The sequence below is a fragment of the Bacillus sp. FSL R5-0523 genome (genome assembly GCF_037975295.1).
GTDB lineage: Bacteria > Bacillota > Bacilli > Bacillales > Bacillaceae > Bacillus > Bacillus subtilis.
In genome coordinates this window covers 3,522,261-3,543,966 of the sequence record NZ_CP150251.1, presented here as the reverse complement: position 1 = coordinate 3,543,966, position 21,706 = coordinate 3,522,261, and the positions used below count along the sequence as shown (strand labels likewise).

Here is a 21,706-nt window from a genome sequence, read left to right as displayed (position 1 = left end):
TTACCGCCCTCCCGTGGCAAGTGTCATAATTCGTTCTTGTGTTGCTTCTCGCGCATGGATTTCTCCGCTGATTCTGCCTTCATGGACAACGATAATCCGATCGCTCATTCCCAGAATTTCAGGCAGCTCTGATGACACCATGATGATAGCGACGCCGCGTTCGGTCAGCTCATTCATCAGCGTATAAATCTCTCGTTTGGCGCCAACATCCACACCTCTTGTTGGCTCATCCAAGATAAGCACTTTCGGTCCGATGCCGATCCACTTGGCTATCACCACTTTTTGCTGGTTTCCTCCTGATAAATGGCGTGCGTGCGTTTCCGGTGATGCTGTTTTGATAGTGAGGCGTTTGATTAACAGATCGACAAATTCAGCCTCCCGCTTATGATCAATGAGACCCTTTGGTGAGAAGCTGGACAGATTGGGCAGGGCAATATTTTCGCGGATCGAGGTGTCGAGCAGGAGCCCTTCATCCTTGCGATTCTCTGTAATAAAGCCGAGACCTTTTTTCACGGCTTCCTGCGGGTTCTTAATAGCTGTTTTTTTCCCAGCGATCCATATCTCACCCGTGTCCAGCCTGTCAACGCCGAACAGCGCTCTCATCATTTCTGTCCGGCCGGCTCCCATTAATCCTGAAACACCGACGATCTCACCGGAACGCACATAGAAGCTGACATCCTCAAAACTCCCTTTTACGGAGGCATTTTTCACCTCGAATACTTTGTCACCGAGAGAAGGAGTGCGTTTTGGATATCGTTCAGTCAGCTCCCGTCCGACCATTTTTTTGACGACTTCATCAAAATCAGTTTCTGAGATGTTTGTTGTATCTACCGTTTTTCCGTCACGCATGATGGTAATTCTGTCGCAAATCGCAAAAATTTCTTCCATGCGATGCGAAATATAGACAATGGAGACGCCGTTCTTTTTTAACGCTGTAATGACCTCAAAGAGCTTGCTGATTTCACGTTCAGTCAACGCTGCGGTCGGTTCATCCATAATGATGACCTCGGCATTTGTCATAAGCGCTTTTGCGATTTCGATCATTTGCTGCTGTCCGACGGAACATTCGCCGGCTTCTTGATCAAGAGAAAGAGAGACGGAGAGTTTGTCAAATTGCTCTTTTGCTAACGCTTTCATTTTTCTTGTTTGTAAGACGCCCAGCTTGGAGGATATCTCTTTACCGATAAATAGATTCTCAAGAACGGTCATTTCCGGCCAGATATTCAATTCCTGATGGATAAAGGCTATTCCATGCTGTTCCGCTTCTTTTGGATTGGAAAAATACGTTTCGTTTCCGTTTATGCTGATTTGACCTTTATCTGCTTTGTGCAGTCCTGTCAAAATGTTCATAAGCGTGGACTTGCCGGCGCCGTTTTCTCCCATCAATGCATGTACCTCGCCAGGCACGAGCTGAAAGGAAACGCCTGACAGCACCTGGTTTTTTCCGAATGCTTTATGAATGTCTTTCATTTCAATCTGCATGTTTCATCCTCCTTTCTAGAAAAGCACACCCGCCTGCAGGATGCAGTTGGCATATGGTGTGAATTCTCCTGTTCTTATGACTGCCTTTGCTTCATTTGTCAGCAGCTTAAACTCCTCATGAGAAAGGTATTCAATCTCTTGTTCAGAGAAAAGATTTTCTAGAAATCTCGCATTCTCCTGATTGGATGCTTTTATTTCAGCTGCAGCAATGACTTTTTCGACCGCCATTTCCTCAGCCAGTACTGCCGCTGTATCTTGGAAAGCCGGAAGGCCCGGCTTCAGTGAAAGATCAATTTTCAAAACGCCGTCGGGAACAGGCAGTCCGGCATCCGCGATGACAATTTTATCAGTGTGGCCAAGATCGGCTAAAATCTTGGCAAGATGGCTGTTCAGTATACCGTGTTTTTTCATGACAGCAGCTCCTCTACTTCATTTCTTGTCGGCATTCCGCCTTGGGCACCGAAGGAACAGACAGAAAGGGAAGCGGCACGATTGGCAAACCGCAATGCGGCTTCAATATCTTTTCCCTCAGCCAGGGCCACGGCAAAGGCTGCGTTAAACGTATCACCGGCTCCGGTTGTATCAACGGGCTCAACAGGGAAGGACGGGATGAGCACCTCTTTGCTGCCAGCCGAATAGCGGACGCCTTGTTTTCCTTCCGTAATAAAGAGCTTTGCCGGATAAAGCGCCAGGGCTTCAGAAATGGTAAGCTCAGGGAATAAAATCGAAGCCTCGTGTTCATTCGGCGTCAGATAGGTGGCGTGATCAATTGTTTCCTGCTTGAGCGGGCGGGCCGGTGCCGGGTTTAGCATGATCGGGATATCGTGAGAATGGCAGTATTTGCACACCTCCTCAACCGTTTCTTCTGGGATTTCCTGCTGAATCAGCACCATATCGACCTTTTCAATCTGTTCGAGCGCATTTAACGCATACGCTGGGGTGATGTCATCGTTCGCGCCTTTGACAACGACAATGCTGTTGTCGCCTTCAGCAAGCACAATATGAGCGGTTCCGCTTTCCGTATGTGTAACCGGTTCCATATAGTCAGTGCAAACGCCGTTAGCTTTGAGATTATTCAAAATAGCTGTTCCATAATGATCGTCTCCGACCTTGCCGACCATAAACACTTGCGCCCCAAGTCTGGCTGCGGCAACGGCCTGATTTGCTCCTTTGCCGCCCGGCACAGTCTGAAATGACGTGCCAAGAACCGTTTCACCGGCTTTTGGGCGTTTGTCCGAGGTGACCACTAAATCCATAGAACAGCTACCAATCACACAAATATTACGCATCTTAATCTTCCTTTCTTGTCGTCTTTCTTCCTATATAGGTGACAGGCATTTGAATTGCCGTTTCTGCCAGCGGCTGTTTTTTGATGATACCCAAAAGCAGTTTGGCAGCTTCTTTCCCCATATCATATGCAGGCTGTTTAATTGTAGAAAGTGGCGGGAACAGAAGTCCGCTTTGCGGAATGTCATCATAGCCGATAATTTGAATGTCCTCCGGCACGTTTTTTCCGCGCCGCAATGCTTCATGTAAAACGGCAGCGGCTTGAATATCATTACTCGCGATCACACCATCTGTCGCTGGATAAGCGGCAAACAGCTCCTTCGCCATCGATTGTGCATCTTTAATTGAAAATGAAGCTGTCTCAATGACCTGAAACTCAACTTCAGCCTGCTTTAAGATTTCCAAAGCGCCGTTAAAGCGGTCTTGAGCGGTCGGCAGGTGAGCGGGTCCTCTCAAGAGTGTAATGCGCTGGCTTTTTCCGTGAATGATAGCCTTGGCGGCTAACTTTCCTCCTGTATAACCGTCACTGGACACAGAAGGGGCTCCTTCTAGTGTTCTGTCCAGAAAAACGACTGGATAATTCATGCCGCTGTATTCCTCGAGATCCGGGTAATTTGTTGCGGCAATAATGCCTGCGACATGATTTTGCTTAAAGGTTTGAAGGTATTCAAGTTCTTTTTTCAATTCCTCGTCACTGTTGCCGAAAATAAGGCGATAGCCTTCCCGGTTCAATTCATCCTCCGCACCGCGGGCAAGCTGGGGGAAGAAAGGGTTTGTGATATCCGGGAGCAAAAGTCCGATCAGTCGGGATTCTCTTTTATATAGAGATCTGGCGACTTCGTTCGGGTAATAGTTCAGCTTCGCCATCGCCGCTATGACACGCGTTCGCGTTTCTTCGTGTACATAGCCGTTATCATTCAGGACGCGGGAAACCGTCGCAACTGAAACGCCCGCCGCTCCGGCGACATCTTTAATTGTAGCCAAAACAGCTCCTCCTTGTTTATGTAACCGTTTACATAGATAGATTATCATGAACAATCCGAAGTTAGCAATAAAAATATCAAAAGAAATCCACTTGTAAATTGTATATATAATTGAAAAATTTAAGGTTTTCACTCTTTTTTTGACAAAGTCTTCACAAATATGGATGAAGATTTCATGAACAAATATTAAGTTTTATTAAAATTGTTTCAAAGTCATGCGTTTAGACCTGTAAATGGTGAGAAACAGAAAAGACTATCATCCCAGAAAATGTTTAATTATGTTAGAGAATTCGGACTCGTATGTTTAGCGTTTTCATCTCGAACCTCCTTAGTCATTTTGGAATGGGCCTAATATTGCTTATTCCATGCAGAAAGGATGACATTATGACCTTGTCCTTAAGAAACAGGATAAAACTATTTTGTGTTCATAAGAACCGGAAACACGCATGATAGCAGGAAATGCTTGATAACACAGGCTGAAAAAAAGATTGATTTGAAATGCATATTAAATACAAACAGCAGGATGTGACTATACGTCCAGAAGGATATCAGGAGAGAAATGAAAGCGCATTCTCATCAATTTTTAAAAAAAGTGATAAGGTATAAGTCCTGCTGTTTTCCAAAAATAGAAAACATTTTGTAGGTATAAAATCTCTTTCAAACGAGAAGTTTGGCTTAGTCGATTAGGGAAGATTATGTTACATAATGCCGATTGAGAATTCATAGTGATTCTATATACTGATGAATGAATTTACAACAATATAGAAGGAGATGTCGAAAAGCAATGTGGTTACTCATTATAGCCTGTGCTGTCATACTGGTCATCGGAATATTAGAAAAACGACGACATCAGAAAAACATTGATGCCCTCCCTGTTCGGGTGAATATTAACGGCATCCGCGGAAAATCGACTGTGACAAGGCTGACAACCGGAATATTAATAGAAGCCGGTTACAAGACTGTTGGAAAAACAACAGGAACAGATGCAAGAATGATTTACTGGGACACACCGGAGGAAAAGCCGATTAAACGGAAACCTCAGGGGCCGAATATCGGAGAGCAAAAAGAAGTCATGAGAGAAACAGTAGATAGAGGGGCTAACGCGATTGTCAGTGAATGCATGGCTGTTAACCCAGATTATCAAATCATCTTTCAGGAAGAACTTCTGCAGGCCAATATCGGCGTCATTGTGAATGTTTTAGAAGACCATATGGATGTCATGGGGCCGACGCTTGATGAAATTGCAGAAGCGTTTACCGCTACAATTCCTTATAATGGCCATCTTGTCATTACAGATAGTGAATATACCGAGTTCTTTAAACAAAAAGCAAAAGAACGAAACACAAAAGTCATCATTGCTGATAACTCAAAAATTACAGATGAGTATTTACGTAAATTTGAATACATGGTATTCCCCGATAACGCTTCTCTGGCGCTGGGTGTGGCTCAAGCACTCGGCATTGACGAAGAAACAGCATTTAAGGGAATGCTGAATGCGCCGCCAGATCCGGGAGCAATGAGAATTCTTCCGCTGATCAGTCCGAGCGAGCCTGGGCACTTTGTTAATGGGTTTGCCGCAAACGACGCTTCTTCTACTTTGAATATATGGAAACGTGTAAAAGAAATCGGTTACCCGACCGATGATCCGATCATCATCATGAACTGCCGCGCAGACCGTGTCGATCGGACACAGCAATTCGCAAATGACGTATTGCCTTATATTGAAGCAAGTGAACTGATCTTAATCGGTGAAACAACAGAACCGATCGTAAAAGCCTACGAAGAAGGCAAAATTCCTGCAGACAAACTGCATGATCTAGAGTATAAGTCAACAGATGAAATTATGGAATTGTTAAAGAAAAGAATGCACAACCGTGTCATATATGGCGTCGGCAATATTCATGGTGCCGCAGAGCCTTTAATTGAAAAAATCCACGAATACAAGGTTAAGCAGCTCGTAAGCTAGGGGGAAATGCAGACATGTTCGGATCAGATTTATACATCGCACTAATTTTAGGTGTACTACTCAGTTTAATTTTTGCGGAAAAAACAGGGATCGTGCCGGCAGGACTTGTTGTACCGGGATATTTAGGACTTGTGTTTAATCAGCCGGTCTTTATTTTACTTGTTTTGCTAGTGAGCTTGCTCACTTATGTTATCGTGAAATACGGTTTATCCAAATTTATGATTTTGTACGGACGCAGAAAATTCGCTGCCATGCTGATAACAGGGATCGTCCTAAAAATCGCGTTTGATTTTCTATACCCGATTGTACCATTTGAAATCGCAGAATTTCGAGGAATCGGCATCATCGTGCCAGGTTTAATTGCCAATACCATTCAGAAACAAGGTTTAACCATTACGTTCGGAAGCACGCTGCTATTGAGCGGAGCGACCTTTGCTATCATGTTTGTTTACTACTTAATTTAATGTAAGGTGTGTCAAACGATGAAAAAAGAACTGAGCTTTCATGAAAAGCTGCTAAAGCTGACAAAACAGCAAAAAAAGAAAACCAATAAGCACGTATTTATTGCCATTCCGATCGTTTTTGTCCTTATGTTCGCTTTCATGTGGGCGGGAAAAGCGGAAACGCCGAAGGTCAAAACGTATTCTGACGACGTACTCTCAGCCTCATTTGTAGGCGATATTATGATGGGACGCTATGTTGAAAAAGTAACGGAGCAAAAAGGGGCAGACAGTATTTTTCAATATGTTGAACCGATCTTTAGAGCCTCGGATTATGTAGCAGGAAACTTTGAAAACCCGGTAACCTATCAAAAGAATTATAAACAAGCAGATAAAGAGATTCATCTGCAGACGAATAAGGAATCAGTGAAAGTCTTGAAGGATATGAATTTCACGGTTCTCAACAGCGCAAACAACCACGCAATGGATTACGGCGTTCAGGGCATGAAAGATACGCTTGGAGAATTTGCGAAGCAAAACCTTGATATCGTTGGAGCGGGATACAGCTTAAGTGATGCGAAAAAGAAAATTTCGTACCAGAAAGTCAACGGGGTAATGATTGCGACGCTTGGCTTTACCGATGTGTCCGGGAAAGGTTTTGCGGCTAAAAAGAATACGCCGGGCGTGCTGCCCGCAGATCCTGAAATCTTCATCCCTATGATTTCAGAAGCGAAAAAACATGCGGACATTGTTGTTGTGCAGTCACACTGGGGCCAAGAGTATGACAATGATCCAAACGACCGCCAGCGCCAGCTTGCAAGAGCCATGTCTGATGCGGGAGCTGACATCATCGTCGGCCATCACCCGCACGTCTTAGAACCGATTGAAGTATATAACGGAACCGTCATTTTCTACAGCCTCGGCAACTTTGTCTTTGACCAAGGCTGGACGAGAACAAGAGACAGTGCACTGGTTCAGTATCACCTGAAGAAAAATGGAACAGGCCGCTTTGAAGTGACACCGATCGACATCCATGAAGCGACACCTGCACCTGTGAAAAAAGACAGCCTTAAACAGAAAACCATTATTCGCGAACTGACGAAAGACTCTAATTTCGCTTGGAAAGTAGAAGACGGAAAACTTACGTTTGATATTGATCATAGTGACAAACTAAAATCTAAATAAACGGAGTGATAAAGATGAAATTTGTCAAAGCCATCTGGCCGTTTGTTGCCGTAGCCATCGTGTTCATGTTTATGTCAGCTTTTAAATTCAATGATCAGCTGACAGATCAGGAAAAACAGAAGATTGATATGGAAATGAATAAAATCCAACAGCAGGAAGAACCGGTAAACGCCAATAAATAAATCAAAAAAGAGAGTGTCTGATGAGACACTCTCTTTTTATTTGCCCAGCATATTCATTCTGTAAAAATATTAAAAAGTCTCTTAACATATTCAAAAAAATACCGATGTTAAAACTGCAAAAAGAGGAGGAGATAATAAAAGTGAACACACTGGCAAACTGGAAGAAGTTTTTGCTTGTGGCGGTTATCATTTGTTTTTTGGTTCCAATTATGACAAAAGCGGAGATTGCAGAAGCTGATACATCATCAGAATTGATTGTCAGCGAAGCAAAAAACCTGCTTGGATATCAGTATAAATATGGCGGGGAAACGCCGAAAGAGGGTTTCGATCCATCAGGATTGATACAATATGTGTTCAGTAAGGCTGATATTCATCTGCCGAGATCTGTAAACGACCAGTATAAAATCGGAACAGCTGTAAAGCCGGAAAACCTGAAGCCGGGTGATATCTTGTTTTTCAAGAAAGAGGGAAGCACCGGCACTGTTCCGACACATGACGCCCTTTATATCGGAGACGGCCAAATGGTTCACAGTACACAGTCAAAAGGGGTTATCATCACCAATTACAAAAAAAGCAGCTATTGGAGCGGAACTTATATTGGGGCGAGACGAATCGCTGCCGATCCGGCAACGGCTGATGTTCCTGTCGTTCAGGAGGCCGAAAAATATATCGGTGTCCCATATGTGTTTGGCGGAAGCACGCCGTCAGAGGGCTTTGATTGTTCGGGGCTTGTGCAATATGTGTTTCAACAGGCACTCGGCATTTATCTGCCGCGATCAGCCGAACAGCAGTGGGCAGTGGGCGAGAAGGTAGCCCCTCAGAACATAAAGCCTGGTGATGTCGTCTATTTCAGCAATACGTATAAAACGGGAATTTCACATGCAGGCATTTATGCGGGCGCAGGCAGGTTCATTCAGGCAAGCCGGTCAGAAAAAGTAACCATTTCCTATTTGTCAGAGGATTACTGGAAATCGAAGATGACGGGTATTCGCCGATTTGACAACCTGACAATCCCGAAAGAAAATCCGATTGTTTCCGAAGCGACGCTTTATGTCGGAGAAGTACCTTACAAACAGGGCGGAGTAACACCTGAGACAGGATTTGATACAGCTGGATTTGTCCAATATGTATACCAGAAAGCAGCTGGCATTTCCCTGCCTCGATACGCAACAAGCCAGTACAATGCCGGAACTAAGATTGAGAAGGCGGACCTGAAGCCGGGAGACATTGTGTTCTTTCAATCAACAAGCTTAAATCCCTCCATCTATATCGGAAACGGACAAGTTGTTCACGTCACATTATCAAACGGCGTGACCATCACCAATATGAACACGAGCACATATTGGAAGGATAAATACGCAGGAAGTATACGGGTGCAATAAAAGAAAAAGACTCCAATCTTGGTCTTACCCCTGTCAAGTAGACAGCCATAAAAAGCCTAAGCAACCAGTGTGTTACGGTATTCTACCGGAGCACACTGGTTTAATTTTTTCTGGAATCGTTCGTGATTATAGAACTGGATGTAATCTTTAATGCTTTTGTGGAGCTCTTTTTCAGTTTGGCATGAAGAAAAGTATGTATTCTCTGTTTTGAGGTGCGAGAAAAATGATTCGATACAGGCGTTATCCAGGCAGTTTCCCTTACGGGAATGGCTGCCCTTCAAACCAACGGTTTCAAGTCGCTTTTGATATGCTTTTGTTGTGTATTGGAATCCTTGATCAGAGTGGAGAATGGCCCCTTGGACATCCCGTTGAGTTGTTAAACTTTCCACTGTTTTCATCACCAGTTCAAGATCATTTCGCTTTGACAGTTTCCATGCGACAACCTCATTGTTGTAAAGATCTTGTACTGCAGAAAGATAATAGAATCGTTGTCCGCAAGCAATATAGGTAATATCGGTTACATATAACTGATTAGGCTGATTGGTTTGAAATTCTCGGTTAAGCCGGTTTGGCAGGACAACCGATGCCTTTCTTCCAAAATAACGACGCTTTTTTCGAATAATCGAGTGGATGTTCATCTCTCTCATCAATCTGTAAACACGCTTATGGTTGACGCAGAAACCTTCTTTCTTTAAAGCGACAGTAATCCGAGGATAGCCATAGAAAGGGCGTGAATGATGAATCGCCATGATGTGCTCTTTTATGATCTGATCTCTCTGTTGCCTTGCCATTCGAAACCTTTGAGCCTTGCGCCATTTATAGTACCCTGACCGTGACACTTTGGCGATACATACCAGCCACGTAATCGGATAACGGTCCTTCAATTCGTGAACAGCTTCAAATCGTGCTGCCTTCAAAATCCGTCCTCCCCATGCAGATTTGGATAGCGCTTTTTTAGGTATTCGACCTGTGCCTTTAAATAATCTCGTTCTTCCTCAACACTTTTAAACGTTGTTTTAGGGCGTCCAATAAAAGGATTGTCTGACTTTGTATCTTTTCCCCTTTGATCATCAAAAGACTTGCCTTCCCGATATGTTTTCACCCAATTTTTGAGCTGGGTTGAACTTCGAAGCCCTAATTCTTCAGCTAACGTGTTATAGCTTTTGTTTCCTTCCTCGTACATTTTGACAGCTTTCATCTTAAATTCTTTCGTATAGTTTTGAAAGTGTTGCCCTTTTCTCGCCATAAAAAATCCCCTCCACGTATAGTGTAACAGCCACTTTTGAAAAGCGGGCTTTTTACACTGTCTACTTAGAGGGGATAATATCATCTCTGGAGTCTTTTCTTTATGAATATTGCCCTGAAAGAAGCTGGTCTATAAAGTAGGCCACACCATTTTCGTCATTGCTTTTTGTGACAAAGGTGCTTTTTTCTTTTAATTCATCAATCGCATTTTCCATGGCGATACGGTGTCCGGCGACTTCAAACATGGACAAATCGTTTGGACTATCGCCGATCGCATAGATATCCTGTGTTTCAATTCCGTATATGTCAGCCAGCTTTGTTAACGCGCGTCCTTTTCCTGAAGAGGCCGGCAGGATTTCGATAATATGTTTTCCTGAAGAGGTTTGCGCCAATTTTTTATGATGCTTCAGTTCTTCCTTCGCTTGTTTCAGCTTGTCCATATCAAAGGAGAAGCAAAGAAGCTTATAAATGTTTTCACCGCCGTCAAAAACCGATTCGATATGAGGGATTGGTTTAATGCCAAACTGTTTGAATTGAGTCATGGCTCCTTGCCACAATTCATCCGTCTGCTCGTTTGGGTTTGCGCTCTTTAGAATGTCAAGCTCCGCGTGCAGCTTAGCTTCGCCGTCAAAAGGAGAAAGCAGATGGTCATCTGTATATACCTCAAAGTAAATGTTTTTTGAAAGTAAGTAATCAGCAATCGCTTTACCGGCTTCCTGATCCATTAATGTCCGGCTGATCAAACGGTAACCCGTGTCATGGATCGTGCCGCCATTAGCTGCAATGATAGGGATGTCCAAGTCATCCAGCAGCGCCTTTACATCAAATGTCGCTCTTCCCGTGCAAATGGTGACGAGGATGCCGGCATCAACGGCCCGCTTGATCGCCTCTCTGTTTTCCGCAGAAATGACGCTTTCTTTATTCAGTAATGTTCCGTCTAGATCAATCGCAATACATTTCATATGTAGGGGGAACCTCCTTAAAAATGAAGCTGCTTCGTGTAGTATGTTCAGCTTGCCTGTGAAACATAATCCATATAAATTAAGGCTAATCGTTACTTTGATAATTTTCAACAAATTGAGCGAAAAAAAACGAAATGGCTTTTGCCATTCCGTTTAAATCAGTTATTTAGGGCATCTTTTAGTTCAGTTTTTACTTTTTCAAGTTTTTCATTATCAAGCTGCAAGTAATACAGTTTTTTGCCCTCACGAGAGCTATAGAGATACATGTCTGATCCCGTAAGCTGCTCAGAATCAACCGATTTTAAAGACGCTATAAAAGGAAATAAACCGATTGCGTCATTTAACGATAAATTCATCTTTAAGTTTTTCCCTAGACTATCAACAATATCATCGTAGGCTGGAATAGAGCTCAAAGACTTAGATTCTTTAATAATTGCATTTAAGACTTCCATCTGTCTTTGGCCGCGTTGAAAGTCTGTATCAGCTTTACGCGTTCTTACATACGCAAGTGCCTCTTCCCCGTCGAGTGTTTGAACGCCGGTTTTTAATACAACTTTTCCTTTTGTATCCTTTTTAATTTGATTAACAACTTTTTCACTTTTTACATTTACACTCACACCATTTAACTCATTAACAACATCTTTAAAGGCATCAAAATTACTTTCTACTACATAATCTACTGGAATATCCAATAGATTTTCTACTGTTTTTGCCGTGAGTTTTACGCCGCCATATGCATGAGCATGAGTAAATTTATCATAGCCATGGCCTGGAATATTTACATAAGAGTCCCTAGGAATGCTTAACATTGTAGCTGTTTTGTTCTTCCGGTTAAAAGTAACCAATACATTGGCATCACTTCTAGCATCATCAACTGTCTCACCACTTGAGTCTCTTGCATCGATACCGAGAAGCAGTACAGTAAAAGAATCTTTTTTCGGATCAAATTCTTTAATACGTTTTACGGATTGACCATTCTCATTCAGATCAATATGAGCTTCCTTAGAAGCATTGTTCAGCTTTACAAAAGCGTAGGCGCCGACAGAGCCTGCCGCAATGACTAGAAAAGCCATTAAACCGGCAACGACTTTCACCCATTTTCTCAGTTTTCTCTTTTTCTTTCTGCGCTGTGTTCGTTCTTCCATATATCAATACCTCACGTTTCTTTAATATTTGAAGCGTACCATTCTATTTGCCATGGGGCAACTCCTCGCAAGACATTTTTCGATAAATATTCCTATATTTATAAGTTCTTGTTTTTGAAAGTTGATAATGATGATGTGCTGAATCACCTTATATTGGACGCCGCAGCAGGTAAAATGTTTCAGTGACATTGAAAAAAATACAAGTAAATGATTGGAAAACCTATGATCAGCAAAATAAAAAGGTTTAATAGCCGGAAAAAGAGGCTAAAAGATTTCTAAAAAAATCCCACAGACAATGTCATTGCAGCTGATGGAGAAAGGGAGTCATTTTTATGAAAAAGCAGTCAAATATATGGCTTTATTTTTTCGGAGCTCTTGGAGGCGCGTTATATGGCTATGATACCGGAGTGATTTCCGGAGCTATTTTATTTATGAAAAAGGAGTTAGGCTTAAACGCGTTTACAGAAGGTCTTGTTGTCAGCTCCTTGCTGGTTGGGGCGATATTGGGCTCAGGAGCGGCCGGCAAGCTGACTGACCGTTTCGGAAGAAAAAAAGCAATTATGGCGGCCGCGCTGCTGTTTTGTATAGGCGGTCTAGGTGTGGCATTGGCCCCAAATACGGGAGTCATGGTGCTGTTTCGCATCATTTTGGGACTTGCAGTCGGAACATCGACGACTATCGTGCCGCTTTATTTATCTGAACTGGCGCCAAAACATAAACGCGGGGCGCTGTCATCACTGAATCAGCTGATGATCACGGTCGGCATCCTTCTTTCTTACATTGTCAATTACATATTTGCCGATGCCGAAGCGTGGCGCTGGATGCTTGGATTGGCTGCTGTGCCGTCATTGCTCTTGCTCATTGGCATTTTGTTTATGCCGGAGAGCCCGCGCTGGCTGTTCACGAATGGCGAAGAAAGCAAAGCGAAGGAAATTCTTGAAAAATTGCGTGGCACAAAAGATATTGATCAGGAAATACATGATATAAAAGAAGCGGAAAAGCAGGATGAAGGCGGCCTGAAAGAGCTGTTCGATCCATGGGTGCGCCCAGCGCTTATTGCAGGTTTGGGACTCGCTTTTTTGCAGCAATTTATCGGAACGAATACGATCATCTACTATGCACCAAAGACCTTTACAAACGTCGGATTCGGAAACTCCGCTTCGATTTTAGGCACGGTCGGAATCGGCACAGTCAATGTTGTCATGACATTAGTAGCGATTAAAATCATCGACAAGATTGGAAGAAAGCCGTTACTGCTATTCGGGAATGCGGGCATGGTGATCAGCTTGCTCGTTCTCGCTTTAGTAAATCTCTTTTTCGATAACACTCCGGCTGCCTCATGGACGACCGTCATTTGTTTAGGCGTGTTTATCGTTGTCTTTGCGGTCAGCTGGGGACCGGTTGTCTGGGTGATGCTTCCTGAATTGTTCCCCCTTCATGTCAGAGGAATCGGGACCGGTGTTTCGACCTTAATGTTACACGTTGGGACACTGATTGTTTCACTAACCTATCCAATATTAATGGAAGCGATCGGAATCAGTTATTTATTCCTGATTTATGCCGCGATCGGTATCATGGCGTTCTTATTTGTCCGATTTAAAGTGACAGAGACAAAGGGAAAAAGCCTTGAAGAAATTGAGCAGGATTTACGGGACAAAAACGGACAGGGAGGATCGGCCGGAAAACAGCAGACTGTTGGAACATAAAAAAAGGTGCGCGATCATGCGCATCCTTTTTTATGTTCACTTTCCTACTGTGCCGAAGTTAATGATTTTGAAGGAAATATCGTATGTAAAATCAGCCTCGGAAAATAATTCATCCCAATGTCCTTGTACTTTATTCCAGTAATCAGGGTATTGAATCCGGACGTGGTCTGATAAAAAGACCGGATCGGTTTTATACTCGTGCTGCAGTTTATCCATGACCTTCTTTACATCGCGTTCAAGCTTTTTCTCAAAAATATTCTCCAGCCTGCTTAAATAGCTCTTGCTAAAGGAGTTTTCTTTCGGGTTTTGGTCTTCTGTCAGAATGCCTTTCGTTTTAACAGAAATATGAAATTCTGGCTTTCCGTTTTTTATTACTGGCTTGATTTTCGTTTTCGACTTTTTAATCTCAAACGTAATCGGCTGCCCTTTATCTGTCGTCGGCATGACGCCGCCTTTGATCGTCCCCATCACCCAAGAGAGCGTCTGGGTTTCGTCGGCAGACAAAAATCCGACGAGTTTGTTGCTGACTCTTTTGATAATGCCTGCACCGTCATACTTTGCTTTTCCCTTTTGGTTTTTTACGGCTTGAATGAGAAAGCTGTAGTGATTCTGGCAATAAAGAGAAGCTCTTCCGATGCGAAGAGGAACCATTATTTTTCCGTTATACCCGCTGTGATTCGTCAGATCAATCAGCTTTTCAGCAGGCATAGGCTGCTGCTGGTTTGGACTTCCCTCTGTAAACAGATCACCGGCTTTTCCTCTTGCCGCCATTAAATAACTGCTTCGCCTTAATTCGTCATCCCTTATAAAATGGTTGAAGACTTGATCAATGTTTTGATCCCTCATTAGCTTTTCTCCAAGTACGATCACTTTTAAATGGTCGCTATAAACAGGCGGGTCTTTAATGGCTACATCACTGACTGCTTCAAGAACCGTTTTCCCATAGGAGGTTACATTGACAAATTCGGGTTTTCCGGATGTTTGGCTGTTTTCACTTTGTGGAAGAAGGTTTTGATACGTTAATTTATACCGAAGGTCATCTGTCTGATCAATCGCCAGCCCTCTGGCGAAGGATAGTTTTTCAACATTCCTGACATCCCAGCATCCGCAGAGGGCCAGCAGCATAAAAAACATGACGGAGAATTTTGTTGCTGTTTTCATTGCAGCTGCCCCCTTCCTAATTTTTTCTGTATCCAGCTTAAAAACCAGACGAAGAATGGAATTGTAATCACAATTAAGAAAGCATATCCAAGAAGCGTCCCGTAATAAAACACGTCATTCAAGTCCTTGGGATACATCGTTATGAAAAACGTCGCAGCCAGCATTGCAGTCAGCAGCCATGCATTGTTTTTATTTTTCAGATGAAAGATTTCCGTTAACCCGATATGGGCGCCTTTAAAGGATCCGAGCATACAGGCAAATTGCTGGGCTGTCCAGGTCAGCTGTAAGAACAAATCAAATCGTTCAATAAAAATACCCGGAACCTCTAATGCGTGAATAAGGGAAATGGTCGGCCACGTCACTGTTTTGGCCTCAGCTACAGTCATACAGCCAATCACAATGAACAAAGTAATGCTGTAGAACACTGTGGAGATTGCGATGCCCAAAGCGACAGCCTTTTTCGCTTGCTTTGGATCTTTCATAAATGGGACGAGATAAAAAATAATTTCAAATCCTGAGAAATATAAAAGTGTTTTTGGGAATGAAGATAAAAAACTTTGATAGCCTCCTTCAAAAACAGGCCGGATAAAATCAAGCTGGAATAAGCGAAAGCTGAACATCAGAAGTACCATAAAAATAATAAGCGTTATAGGAAAAATATAAGCGTATACCTTTGCAATTGGATAAACGCCTCCGCCTACATGATAAATGGCAACAGCAAGAAATAGAAACACCACAACTGACATTGGCGTATTTTTCAACTGAAAGAATCCGACGACCTCTCCCAATATTCGAGCTTGATAGCAAACAATTCCAATGAAATAAAGAGAGATAAACAAATTCAATAGAAGGCCGATGAATTTCCCAGCTGCAATGCTGTTGAGCTTAAAAAGCGTTTTTTCGCTGTTTCTTTGAAGGAAAGGCAAAAAAAGCAGAGCAATGATTATAAAAATTACGCCCTGCAGCAGGATCATAAGCCAACCGCTCGGGCTGTTGGTTTCAGCAGCTGATCGGGGAAGGGTTAAGACACCGGCGCCGATCAGCGTGCTGCTTACCATTATCATCGTCTGCATAAATGTCAGTTTATGCTCTGATTTTTTCATAGCTAATCACCTTTGTCTCATATTATCTTCAGGATCATTTCGAGTCGGTCTTCTTTTTAAGAACAACGTTGGAATACGGATGACGGTGTCCTTCAAATCCTGTCCAGGCTGTGCCATGATCGGAATGATGTAATCCTGCCCGAAGCTTTTCAGGCGCATTAAGTGGCCGATCACAAACAGGAAAACCATTATGACGCCGTACATGCCAAGCATTGCTGCACTTATCATTGCTGCGATGCGAATAATCCGCAGCGGAAAGTTATAGGCGTATGAAGGAACGGTAAAGGATGCCAGTGCTGTGACAGAAACGACAATGACCATCAGCGCGCTGACAATTTGCGCCTGTACAGCCGCCTGTCCGATGACAACGCCTCCGATAAGGCCGATCGTTTGGCCGATTGGCTTTGGCAGCCTTAAGCCTGCTTCTCTAATCAATTCGATCGTAAAGATCATAATAAAGGCCTCCACAAAAGGCGGGAATGGCACATTAAGCCGGCTGCCTGCAATTGAAATCGCCATTCTCGTCGGCAAGAGCCCGGTGTGAAAAGAAACGAGAGAAATATACAGACCCGGCAAATAAATGGTGATCAGGATGCTGGAATAACGAAGCAGGCGTACAAGTGACATTGCAATCCAGCGCTGGCTGTAATCATCGGGCGAATGAATAAATTCGTCAACCGTAGCCGGCACAATCAAAGCAAATGGCGTGCCATCTACTAATATGGATACTCGTCCTTCTAATAGAGCACTTTCGACCCGATCTGGCCGTTCTGTGCTTAATATCGTGGGGAAAATCGAGTATGGTTCATCTTCAATCAGCTGTTCAAGTGTCCCCGATTCCGGCAAATCATCTATTTTGACTGATTTCAGCCTTTTAAACACTTCTTTGACGACATACTCTGGGGCGATATCCTGAATATAAGCGACAGCGATTTTCTTTTTCGTCCTTTTTCCGAGTGTCATTTCCTTTATAACGAGATTAGGATCACCAGTCCGTTCACGCAAAAGCGCCGTATTTGTCCGCAGTTTTTCAATAAATCCTATTTTCGGACCGCGTTCAACAATTTCGGAAGACGGCTCTTCAAAACTGCGCGTTTTTACTGACAATGTGTCAAAAGCCAATCCTCCGCAATAGCCATCAGCGAGTAAAACGGCGTGCCCGGTAAAAATGAGCTGTTCTATTTCTTTCATTGTAGAGACAACGCTGTGGTGAAAACCGAAAAAAAAGGCGGATAAGTCTTCAATCGAGTTTTCCTTATGGGCTAACGCTTCTCTTTGTAAAGGAGAAATGACGTACTGCGCCAGCATTTTATTTTCTGTCAGACCGTCAATATACAGTAAACACGCCTTTTGTCTGCTGTCTCCGAAAGCAAATGTATAAAACATCATGTCGTCGTTTCGTCCCAATGTTTTTTTCAGTGTGTCTAAATTGTTCTGGAGATCAGAGTCGATTTGCATAGTTTCTCTCCTTTGTAAACAGATTGACGGTTTTTATTAATTTGTATCAAAAAAGGAGAATTATTCTTATCAAGGAAAAGCCTGAAACAAAGCTTCTTTTCGACGTGATATAATAGATAGGAAGCGTTTTCTTTGAAGGGGTAATGAAAAGATGATGCTTTGTACATATGTTGTCATCGGAAAAAGACAGCTTATACGGGCGTTTGTAAGAGGGGCGCACCGGGAAAATGATGATCAGTTATTTACAGGGGAGGGGTACGGATCATGACGCAATCACCGATTTTTCTAACGCCTGTGTTTAAAGAAAAAATCTGGGGCGGAACCGCTTTACGAGATAGATTTGGATACAGTATTCCTTCAGAATCAACGGGGGAATGCTGGGCCATTTCCGCTCATCCAAAAGGACCGAGCACTGTTTCAAATGGCCTGTATAAAGGAAAGACATTGATCGAGCTTTGGGAAGAGCACCGTGAAGTATTCGGCGGCGTAGAGGGGGATCGGTTTCCGCTTCTGACAAAGCTGCTGGATGTGAGGGAAGATACGTCTATTAAAGTTCACCCTGATGATTACTATGCCGGAGAATACGAAGAGGGTGAGCTCGGCAAGACGGAATGCTGGTACATTATCGACTGTGAGGAAAACGCGGAAATCATTTATGGGCATACGGCCCGATCAAAAACCGAACTTGTCACAATGATCAACAGCGGTGACTGGGAGAGCCTGCTGCGAAGAATCAAAATTAAACCAGGTGATTTCTATTATGTGCCGAGCGGAACGCTGCATGCATTGTGCAAGGGGGCCCTTGTTTTAGAGACTCAGCAAAATTCAGATGCCACATACCGGGTGTACGATTATGACCGTCTTGATAGCAACGGAAGTCCGAGAGAGCTTCATTTTGCCAAAGCGGTCAATGCGGCCACGGTTCCCCATGTGGACGGGTATATAGATGAATCGACAGAATCAAGAAAAGGAATAACCATTAAAACATTTGTCCAAGGGGAATATTTTTCGATGTATAAATGGGACATCAATGGCGAAGCTGAAATGGCTCAGGATGAATCCTTTCTGATTTGCAGCGTGATAGAAGGAAGCGGTTTGCTCATGTATGAGAGCGAAACATGTCCGCTCAAAAAAGGCGATCACTTTATTTTGCCGGCTCAAATGCCCGATTTTACGATAAAAGGAACTTGTACCCTTATCGTGTCACATATTTAAACTTAATCTCACTTCGAGATTAAGTTTTTTTTATTAGAAAATGGAAGTGATTCACCTATAAATGAAGCATGCGCGTGCCGATAAATAAACTAGTTTTATATACTCATAGAATAAGAAAGAGGAGAAGGAATGAAAAAGAGACTAATCGCACCTATGCTTCTATCCGCCGCGTCCCTTGCCTTTTTTGCCATGTCTGGTTCTGTCCAGGCAGCCGCGTATACCGACTACTCACTATATAAAGTAGCGCCGTCGAATACGTTCAGTACAGAAAGCCAAGCCTCACAAGCTGTCGCCAAACTGGAAAAAGATACTGGCTGGGATGCATCCTATCAGGCTTCAGGCACAACAACGACCTACCAAATTTCCGCCTCAGGCATTCATAGCGAATCAGAAGCGAAAACAATACTGAGCGGACTCGCCAAACAGACATCGATTACAGGAACGTCAAGTCCTGTTGGAAGCAAACAGCCATATGTCACCATCTCGTCAGGTGCCATCTCCGGAGAAAAACAGGCCAACACTATGCTAGCAAAGCTGAAACAGGAGACGGGAGTGGCTGGCGCTGTAAAAGCTTACGGAGCAGCTCAGCCCTATATGAACGTCATGACATCAGACATTGCTGATGAGACAAAAGTCAAGGCGCTTATCCAGAGCCTGGCCAAGCAAACGGGGATTAAAAGCTCGTATCAGCCCATCACACACACGGTGTCTGTCACAACCATTCAGTCTGGCACAATCGTGGGAGACAGCAGAGCAGCGCAGATCAAAAACGCCTTCCAAAAGGAATCTGGGCTGCAGGCATCATTAAAGGAAACAGTGAAAGGACAAGCCTATTATACGTTCACAACTGCCGCCATTTCAGGTGAAGCGAATGCCAAGACTCTATTGCAGCAGCTGAAACAGAGCACTGGCATCACAGGTAGCTACAAGTCCATCAATCAAAAAACAACCGTTGAGTCATACAATGTCCAATCAGCTTATTTCAAAGGGCTGAATACAGTAAAGGACGCCATCAGCCAAATCAAGAAAAACACCGGCGTATCCGGCAGTTATCAACAGGTTGGAAAAAGTACATCATATACCGTGAATATGAAGGGTATAACAAAACAGCAGCTTCAAAAAGTAGACACTTTCTTTAAAAAGAAAAAATGGCATTACACGTCATCCAGCGTCAAAAAAACGGCAACGTCTGCAGCTTATCAAATCACGACGGCAAAGATTTTAGGCGAGCAGCAAGCAAACAAAGCAGCAGCTTTCTTTGCTCAGAAAAAAGTAAAAGCTTCAAAAACAGCAGCTGGATCAACAGTAGAAAATCAATATCAGCTCATCTCAGAAGAAACATCAGATCAAGCAAAAGTCACAAAGGGTTTGAACATATTAAAGAAAAATCAGCTGAGTGCTTCTGCGAAATCCGTCAAAAAACAAATAGCTGACACGTTTAAAATCACAACCGAATCTCTGCTTGATCCAACGAAAGTCAATCAGGCACTCACGTTTTTCAAATCGAATCATATATCAGCAGCAAGCCAGAAAACCGGACAGACAGCTGCGAGCAGCTATCAAATCACAACTGAAGCTATCATCAGCCAAGAAGAGATTGACCGCGTTTTAACATTTTTCAAACAAAATAAAATCGCAGTCACAACATCAAAAACAGGCCAGACTGCATATACACAATACAAAATCGTGACAACACAGCTCAGCAGCAAAACAGCATTGAACAATGGGTTAACCTATCTTAAATCGAAAAGTGTAACCCCGAGCTACACAACGAAAAGCAATACGCTTTATAAAATCAGCGTAAACGAGCAGTTCACAGGCAATGATACAGCTGCTGCGGCATCAACGAAGCTAAAACAATTATACGGATGGACATCATCTATCGTGAAGATCAAAAACGGCCCGCAAATCATGAAAACAAATTACAATCTCTCGCTTCGTGATATGGTCCAAAAACAAATGACAGTAAGTCCGCAAACAGACGGAGCGGCTTACGTATCGCTCACGTACATTAATACAGCAACATCAACCGTTACGGCTGATGTACTAAATATCCGGTCAACGCCGGAAGTCAGCCCGACAAACGTGATCGGCCAATTTAAAAAAGGCGATAAAGTGAAAATCATCGGACAGATAAACGGCTGGGCTAAGATCAATTTGGGCTGGCGAAACGCAAGCAGTGATGAAGTGGTTCAATACGTGGATCCGAATAACTTTTCCAGAGACAGCAAATACTACTTCCAATTTCTCAAGCTGTCACAGACAGCGGGCCTCAGCGTTACTGAGGTCAATCAGAAAGTGCTTGCGGGTAAAGGCATCCTGACAGGGAGAGCAAAGGCATTTATCGATGCCGCCAATCAATATAGCATCAACGAACTGTATTTAATCTCACACGCTCTTCTGGAAACAGGAAACGGGACATCCGCCTTAGCCAATGGATTAACCTATAACGGAAAAACCGTATACAACATGTATGGAATTGGAGCATACGACAGCAACCCGAATTACTACGGAGCCAAATATGCGTACGAGCAGGGCTGGTTCACACCAGAAGCGGCCATTATCGGAGGAGCTAAATTCATAGGCTCATCGTATATCCACAACACAGCTTACAATCAGGACACACTGTACAAAATGAGATGGTCAGCTACAGCGACACACCAATACGCAACAGACATCGGCTGGGCGTACAAACAAGTAAACCGCATGTACAGCCTGTATTCATTGCTGGACGGTTATACACTTTACTTTGATGTTCCGGAATATCGATAAAAAAAACACCTTTTGCGGCTGCAAAAGGTGTT

18 protein-coding genes are annotated in these 21,706 nt (G+C 43.4%); 8 read left to right on the top strand and 10 right to left on the bottom strand.

Annotation, left to right across the window (positions count from 1 at the left end; all coding sequences use genetic code 11):
* Genes rbsA through NYE53_RS18085 form a run of 4 tightly spaced genes read right to left on the bottom strand, consistent with a single transcriptional unit; the run spans position 1 to position 3,753 of the window.
* Positions 1-1,482 (bottom strand): ribose ABC transporter ATP-binding protein RbsA, encoded by a 1,482-nt coding sequence (gene rbsA, locus NYE53_RS18100; RefSeq protein ID WP_327830305.1) that lies wholly within the window; start codon positions 1,480-1,482, stop codon positions 1-3.
* Positions 1,483-1,497: 15 nt separating this feature from the next.
* Positions 1,498-1,893: a D-ribose pyranase gene (gene rbsD / locus NYE53_RS18095; RefSeq protein WP_327828457.1), complete on the bottom strand. Its 396-nt coding sequence runs from the start codon at positions 1,891-1,893 to the stop codon at positions 1,498-1,500.
* Positions 1,890-2,771, bottom strand: a complete 882-nt coding sequence (rbsK, locus tag NYE53_RS18090; protein ID WP_327828458.1) for a ribokinase — start codon at positions 2,769-2,771, stop codon at positions 1,890-1,892. Before rbsK ends, rbsD begins: the two co-directional genes overlap by 4 nt.
* Before the next feature lies 1 nt (position 2,772).
* Positions 2,773-3,753, bottom strand: coding sequence for a LacI family DNA-binding transcriptional regulator (locus NYE53_RS18085; protein ID WP_327828460.1), 981 nt, complete (start codon positions 3,751-3,753; stop codon positions 2,773-2,775).
* 783 nt (positions 3,754-4,536) lie between these two features.
* On the opposite strand from NYE53_RS18085, the gene pgsB reads away from it, so the two are divergent.
* The 5 genes from pgsB to pgdS all read left to right on the top strand — a co-directional run bounded on the left by pgsB (position 4,537) and on the right by pgdS (position 8,907).
* The gene (gene pgsB, locus NYE53_RS18080; protein WP_014478160.1) at positions 4,537-5,718 is read left to right on the top strand and encodes a poly-gamma-glutamate synthase PgsB; all 1,182 of its coding nucleotides are present in this window, start codon (positions 4,537-4,539) and stop codon (positions 5,716-5,718) included.
* 14 nt (positions 5,719-5,732) lie between these two features.
* Positions 5,733-6,182: a poly-gamma-glutamate biosynthesis protein PgsC gene (gene pgsC, locus NYE53_RS18075; RefSeq protein ID WP_003227889.1), complete on the top strand. Its 450-nt coding sequence runs from the start codon at positions 5,733-5,735 to the stop codon at positions 6,180-6,182.
* A gap of 18 nt (positions 6,183-6,200) precedes the next feature.
* Positions 6,201-7,343, top strand: coding sequence for a capsular polyglutamate synthetase PgsA (pgsA, locus tag NYE53_RS18070; RefSeq protein ID WP_339246065.1), 1,143 nt, complete (start codon positions 6,201-6,203; stop codon positions 7,341-7,343).
* A gap of 14 nt (positions 7,344-7,357) precedes the next feature.
* Positions 7,358-7,525, top strand: coding sequence for an extrachromosomal elements maintenance protein EdmS (edmS, locus tag NYE53_RS18065; RefSeq protein ID WP_003227896.1), 168 nt, complete (start codon positions 7,358-7,360; stop codon positions 7,523-7,525).
* A gap of 140 nt (positions 7,526-7,665) precedes the next feature.
* A complete protein-coding gene (pgdS, locus tag NYE53_RS18060; RefSeq protein WP_003242751.1) occupies positions 7,666-8,907 on the top strand; it encodes a gamma-DL-glutamyl hydrolase in 1,242 nt (413 codons plus the stop codon).
* Between the two features lie 56 nt (positions 8,908-8,963).
* Here pgdS and NYE53_RS18055 read toward each other — a convergent pair.
* The 3 genes from NYE53_RS18055 to NYE53_RS18045 form a co-directional block, all read right to left on the bottom strand.
* Positions 8,964-10,153 (bottom strand): IS3 family transposase gene (locus NYE53_RS18055; RefSeq protein ID WP_339245518.1). Its coding sequence is split into 2 segments (ribosomal slippage): positions 8,964-9,853 and positions 9,853-10,153, totalling 1,191 coding nucleotides; the frame shifts between segments, so codons are not numbered across the junction.
* A 100-nt stretch (positions 10,154-10,253) separates the two neighbouring features.
* Complete coding sequence (gene ywtE, locus NYE53_RS18050; RefSeq protein WP_014478158.1) at positions 10,254-11,114, bottom strand: 5-amino-6-(5-phospho-D-ribitylamino)uracil phosphatase YwtE; 861 nt, start codon at positions 11,112-11,114, stop codon at positions 10,254-10,256.
* Positions 11,115-11,272: 158 nt separating this feature from the next.
* Entirely contained in the window at positions 11,273-12,259 is a 987-nt protein-coding gene (locus NYE53_RS18045; protein ID WP_339246061.1) for an LCP family protein, read from the bottom strand.
* Positions 12,260-12,591: 332 nt separating this feature from the next.
* Here NYE53_RS18045 and NYE53_RS18040 point away from each other — a divergent pair, with 332 nt between their 5' ends.
* The gene (locus NYE53_RS18040) at positions 12,592-13,965 is read left to right on the top strand and encodes a sugar porter family MFS transporter (RefSeq protein ID WP_327828465.1); all 1,374 of its coding nucleotides are present in this window, start codon (positions 12,592-12,594) and stop codon (positions 13,963-13,965) included.
* Between the two features lie 36 nt (positions 13,966-14,001).
* On the opposite strand, the gene NYE53_RS18035 is transcribed toward NYE53_RS18040, so the two are convergent.
* Genes NYE53_RS18035 through gerBA form a run of 3 tightly spaced genes read right to left on the bottom strand, consistent with a single transcriptional unit; the run spans position 14,002 to position 17,687 of the window.
* Positions 14,002-15,126 (bottom strand): Ger(x)C family spore germination protein, encoded by a 1,125-nt coding sequence (locus NYE53_RS18035; protein WP_339246057.1) that lies wholly within the window; start codon positions 15,124-15,126, stop codon positions 14,002-14,004.
* Entirely contained in the window at positions 15,123-16,229 is a 1,107-nt protein-coding gene (locus tag NYE53_RS18030; RefSeq protein WP_339246056.1) for a spore germination protein, read from the bottom strand. Before NYE53_RS18030 ends, NYE53_RS18035 begins: the two co-directional genes overlap by 4 nt.
* A gap of 6 nt (positions 16,230-16,235) precedes the next feature.
* Positions 16,236-17,687 (bottom strand): spore germination protein GerBA, encoded by a 1,452-nt coding sequence (gene gerBA, locus NYE53_RS18025; protein ID WP_339246053.1) that lies wholly within the window; start codon positions 17,685-17,687, stop codon positions 16,236-16,238.
* 264 nt (positions 17,688-17,951) lie between these two features.
* Between gerBA and manA the strand changes: the two genes are divergently transcribed.
* Positions 17,952-18,902 carry a mannose-6-phosphate isomerase, class I gene (manA, locus tag NYE53_RS18020; protein WP_339246052.1) on the top strand — a complete coding sequence of 317 codons (951 nt, stop codon included), beginning with the start codon at positions 17,952-17,954 and terminating at the stop codon, positions 18,900-18,902.
* Positions 18,903-19,031: 129 nt separating this feature from the next.
* Positions 19,032-21,674 carry a beta-N-acetylglucosaminidase LytD gene (gene lytD / locus NYE53_RS18015; RefSeq protein WP_339246051.1) on the top strand — a complete coding sequence of 881 codons (2,643 nt, stop codon included), beginning with the start codon at positions 19,032-19,034 and terminating at the stop codon, positions 21,672-21,674.
* Positions 21,675-21,706: the final 32 nt, after the last annotated feature.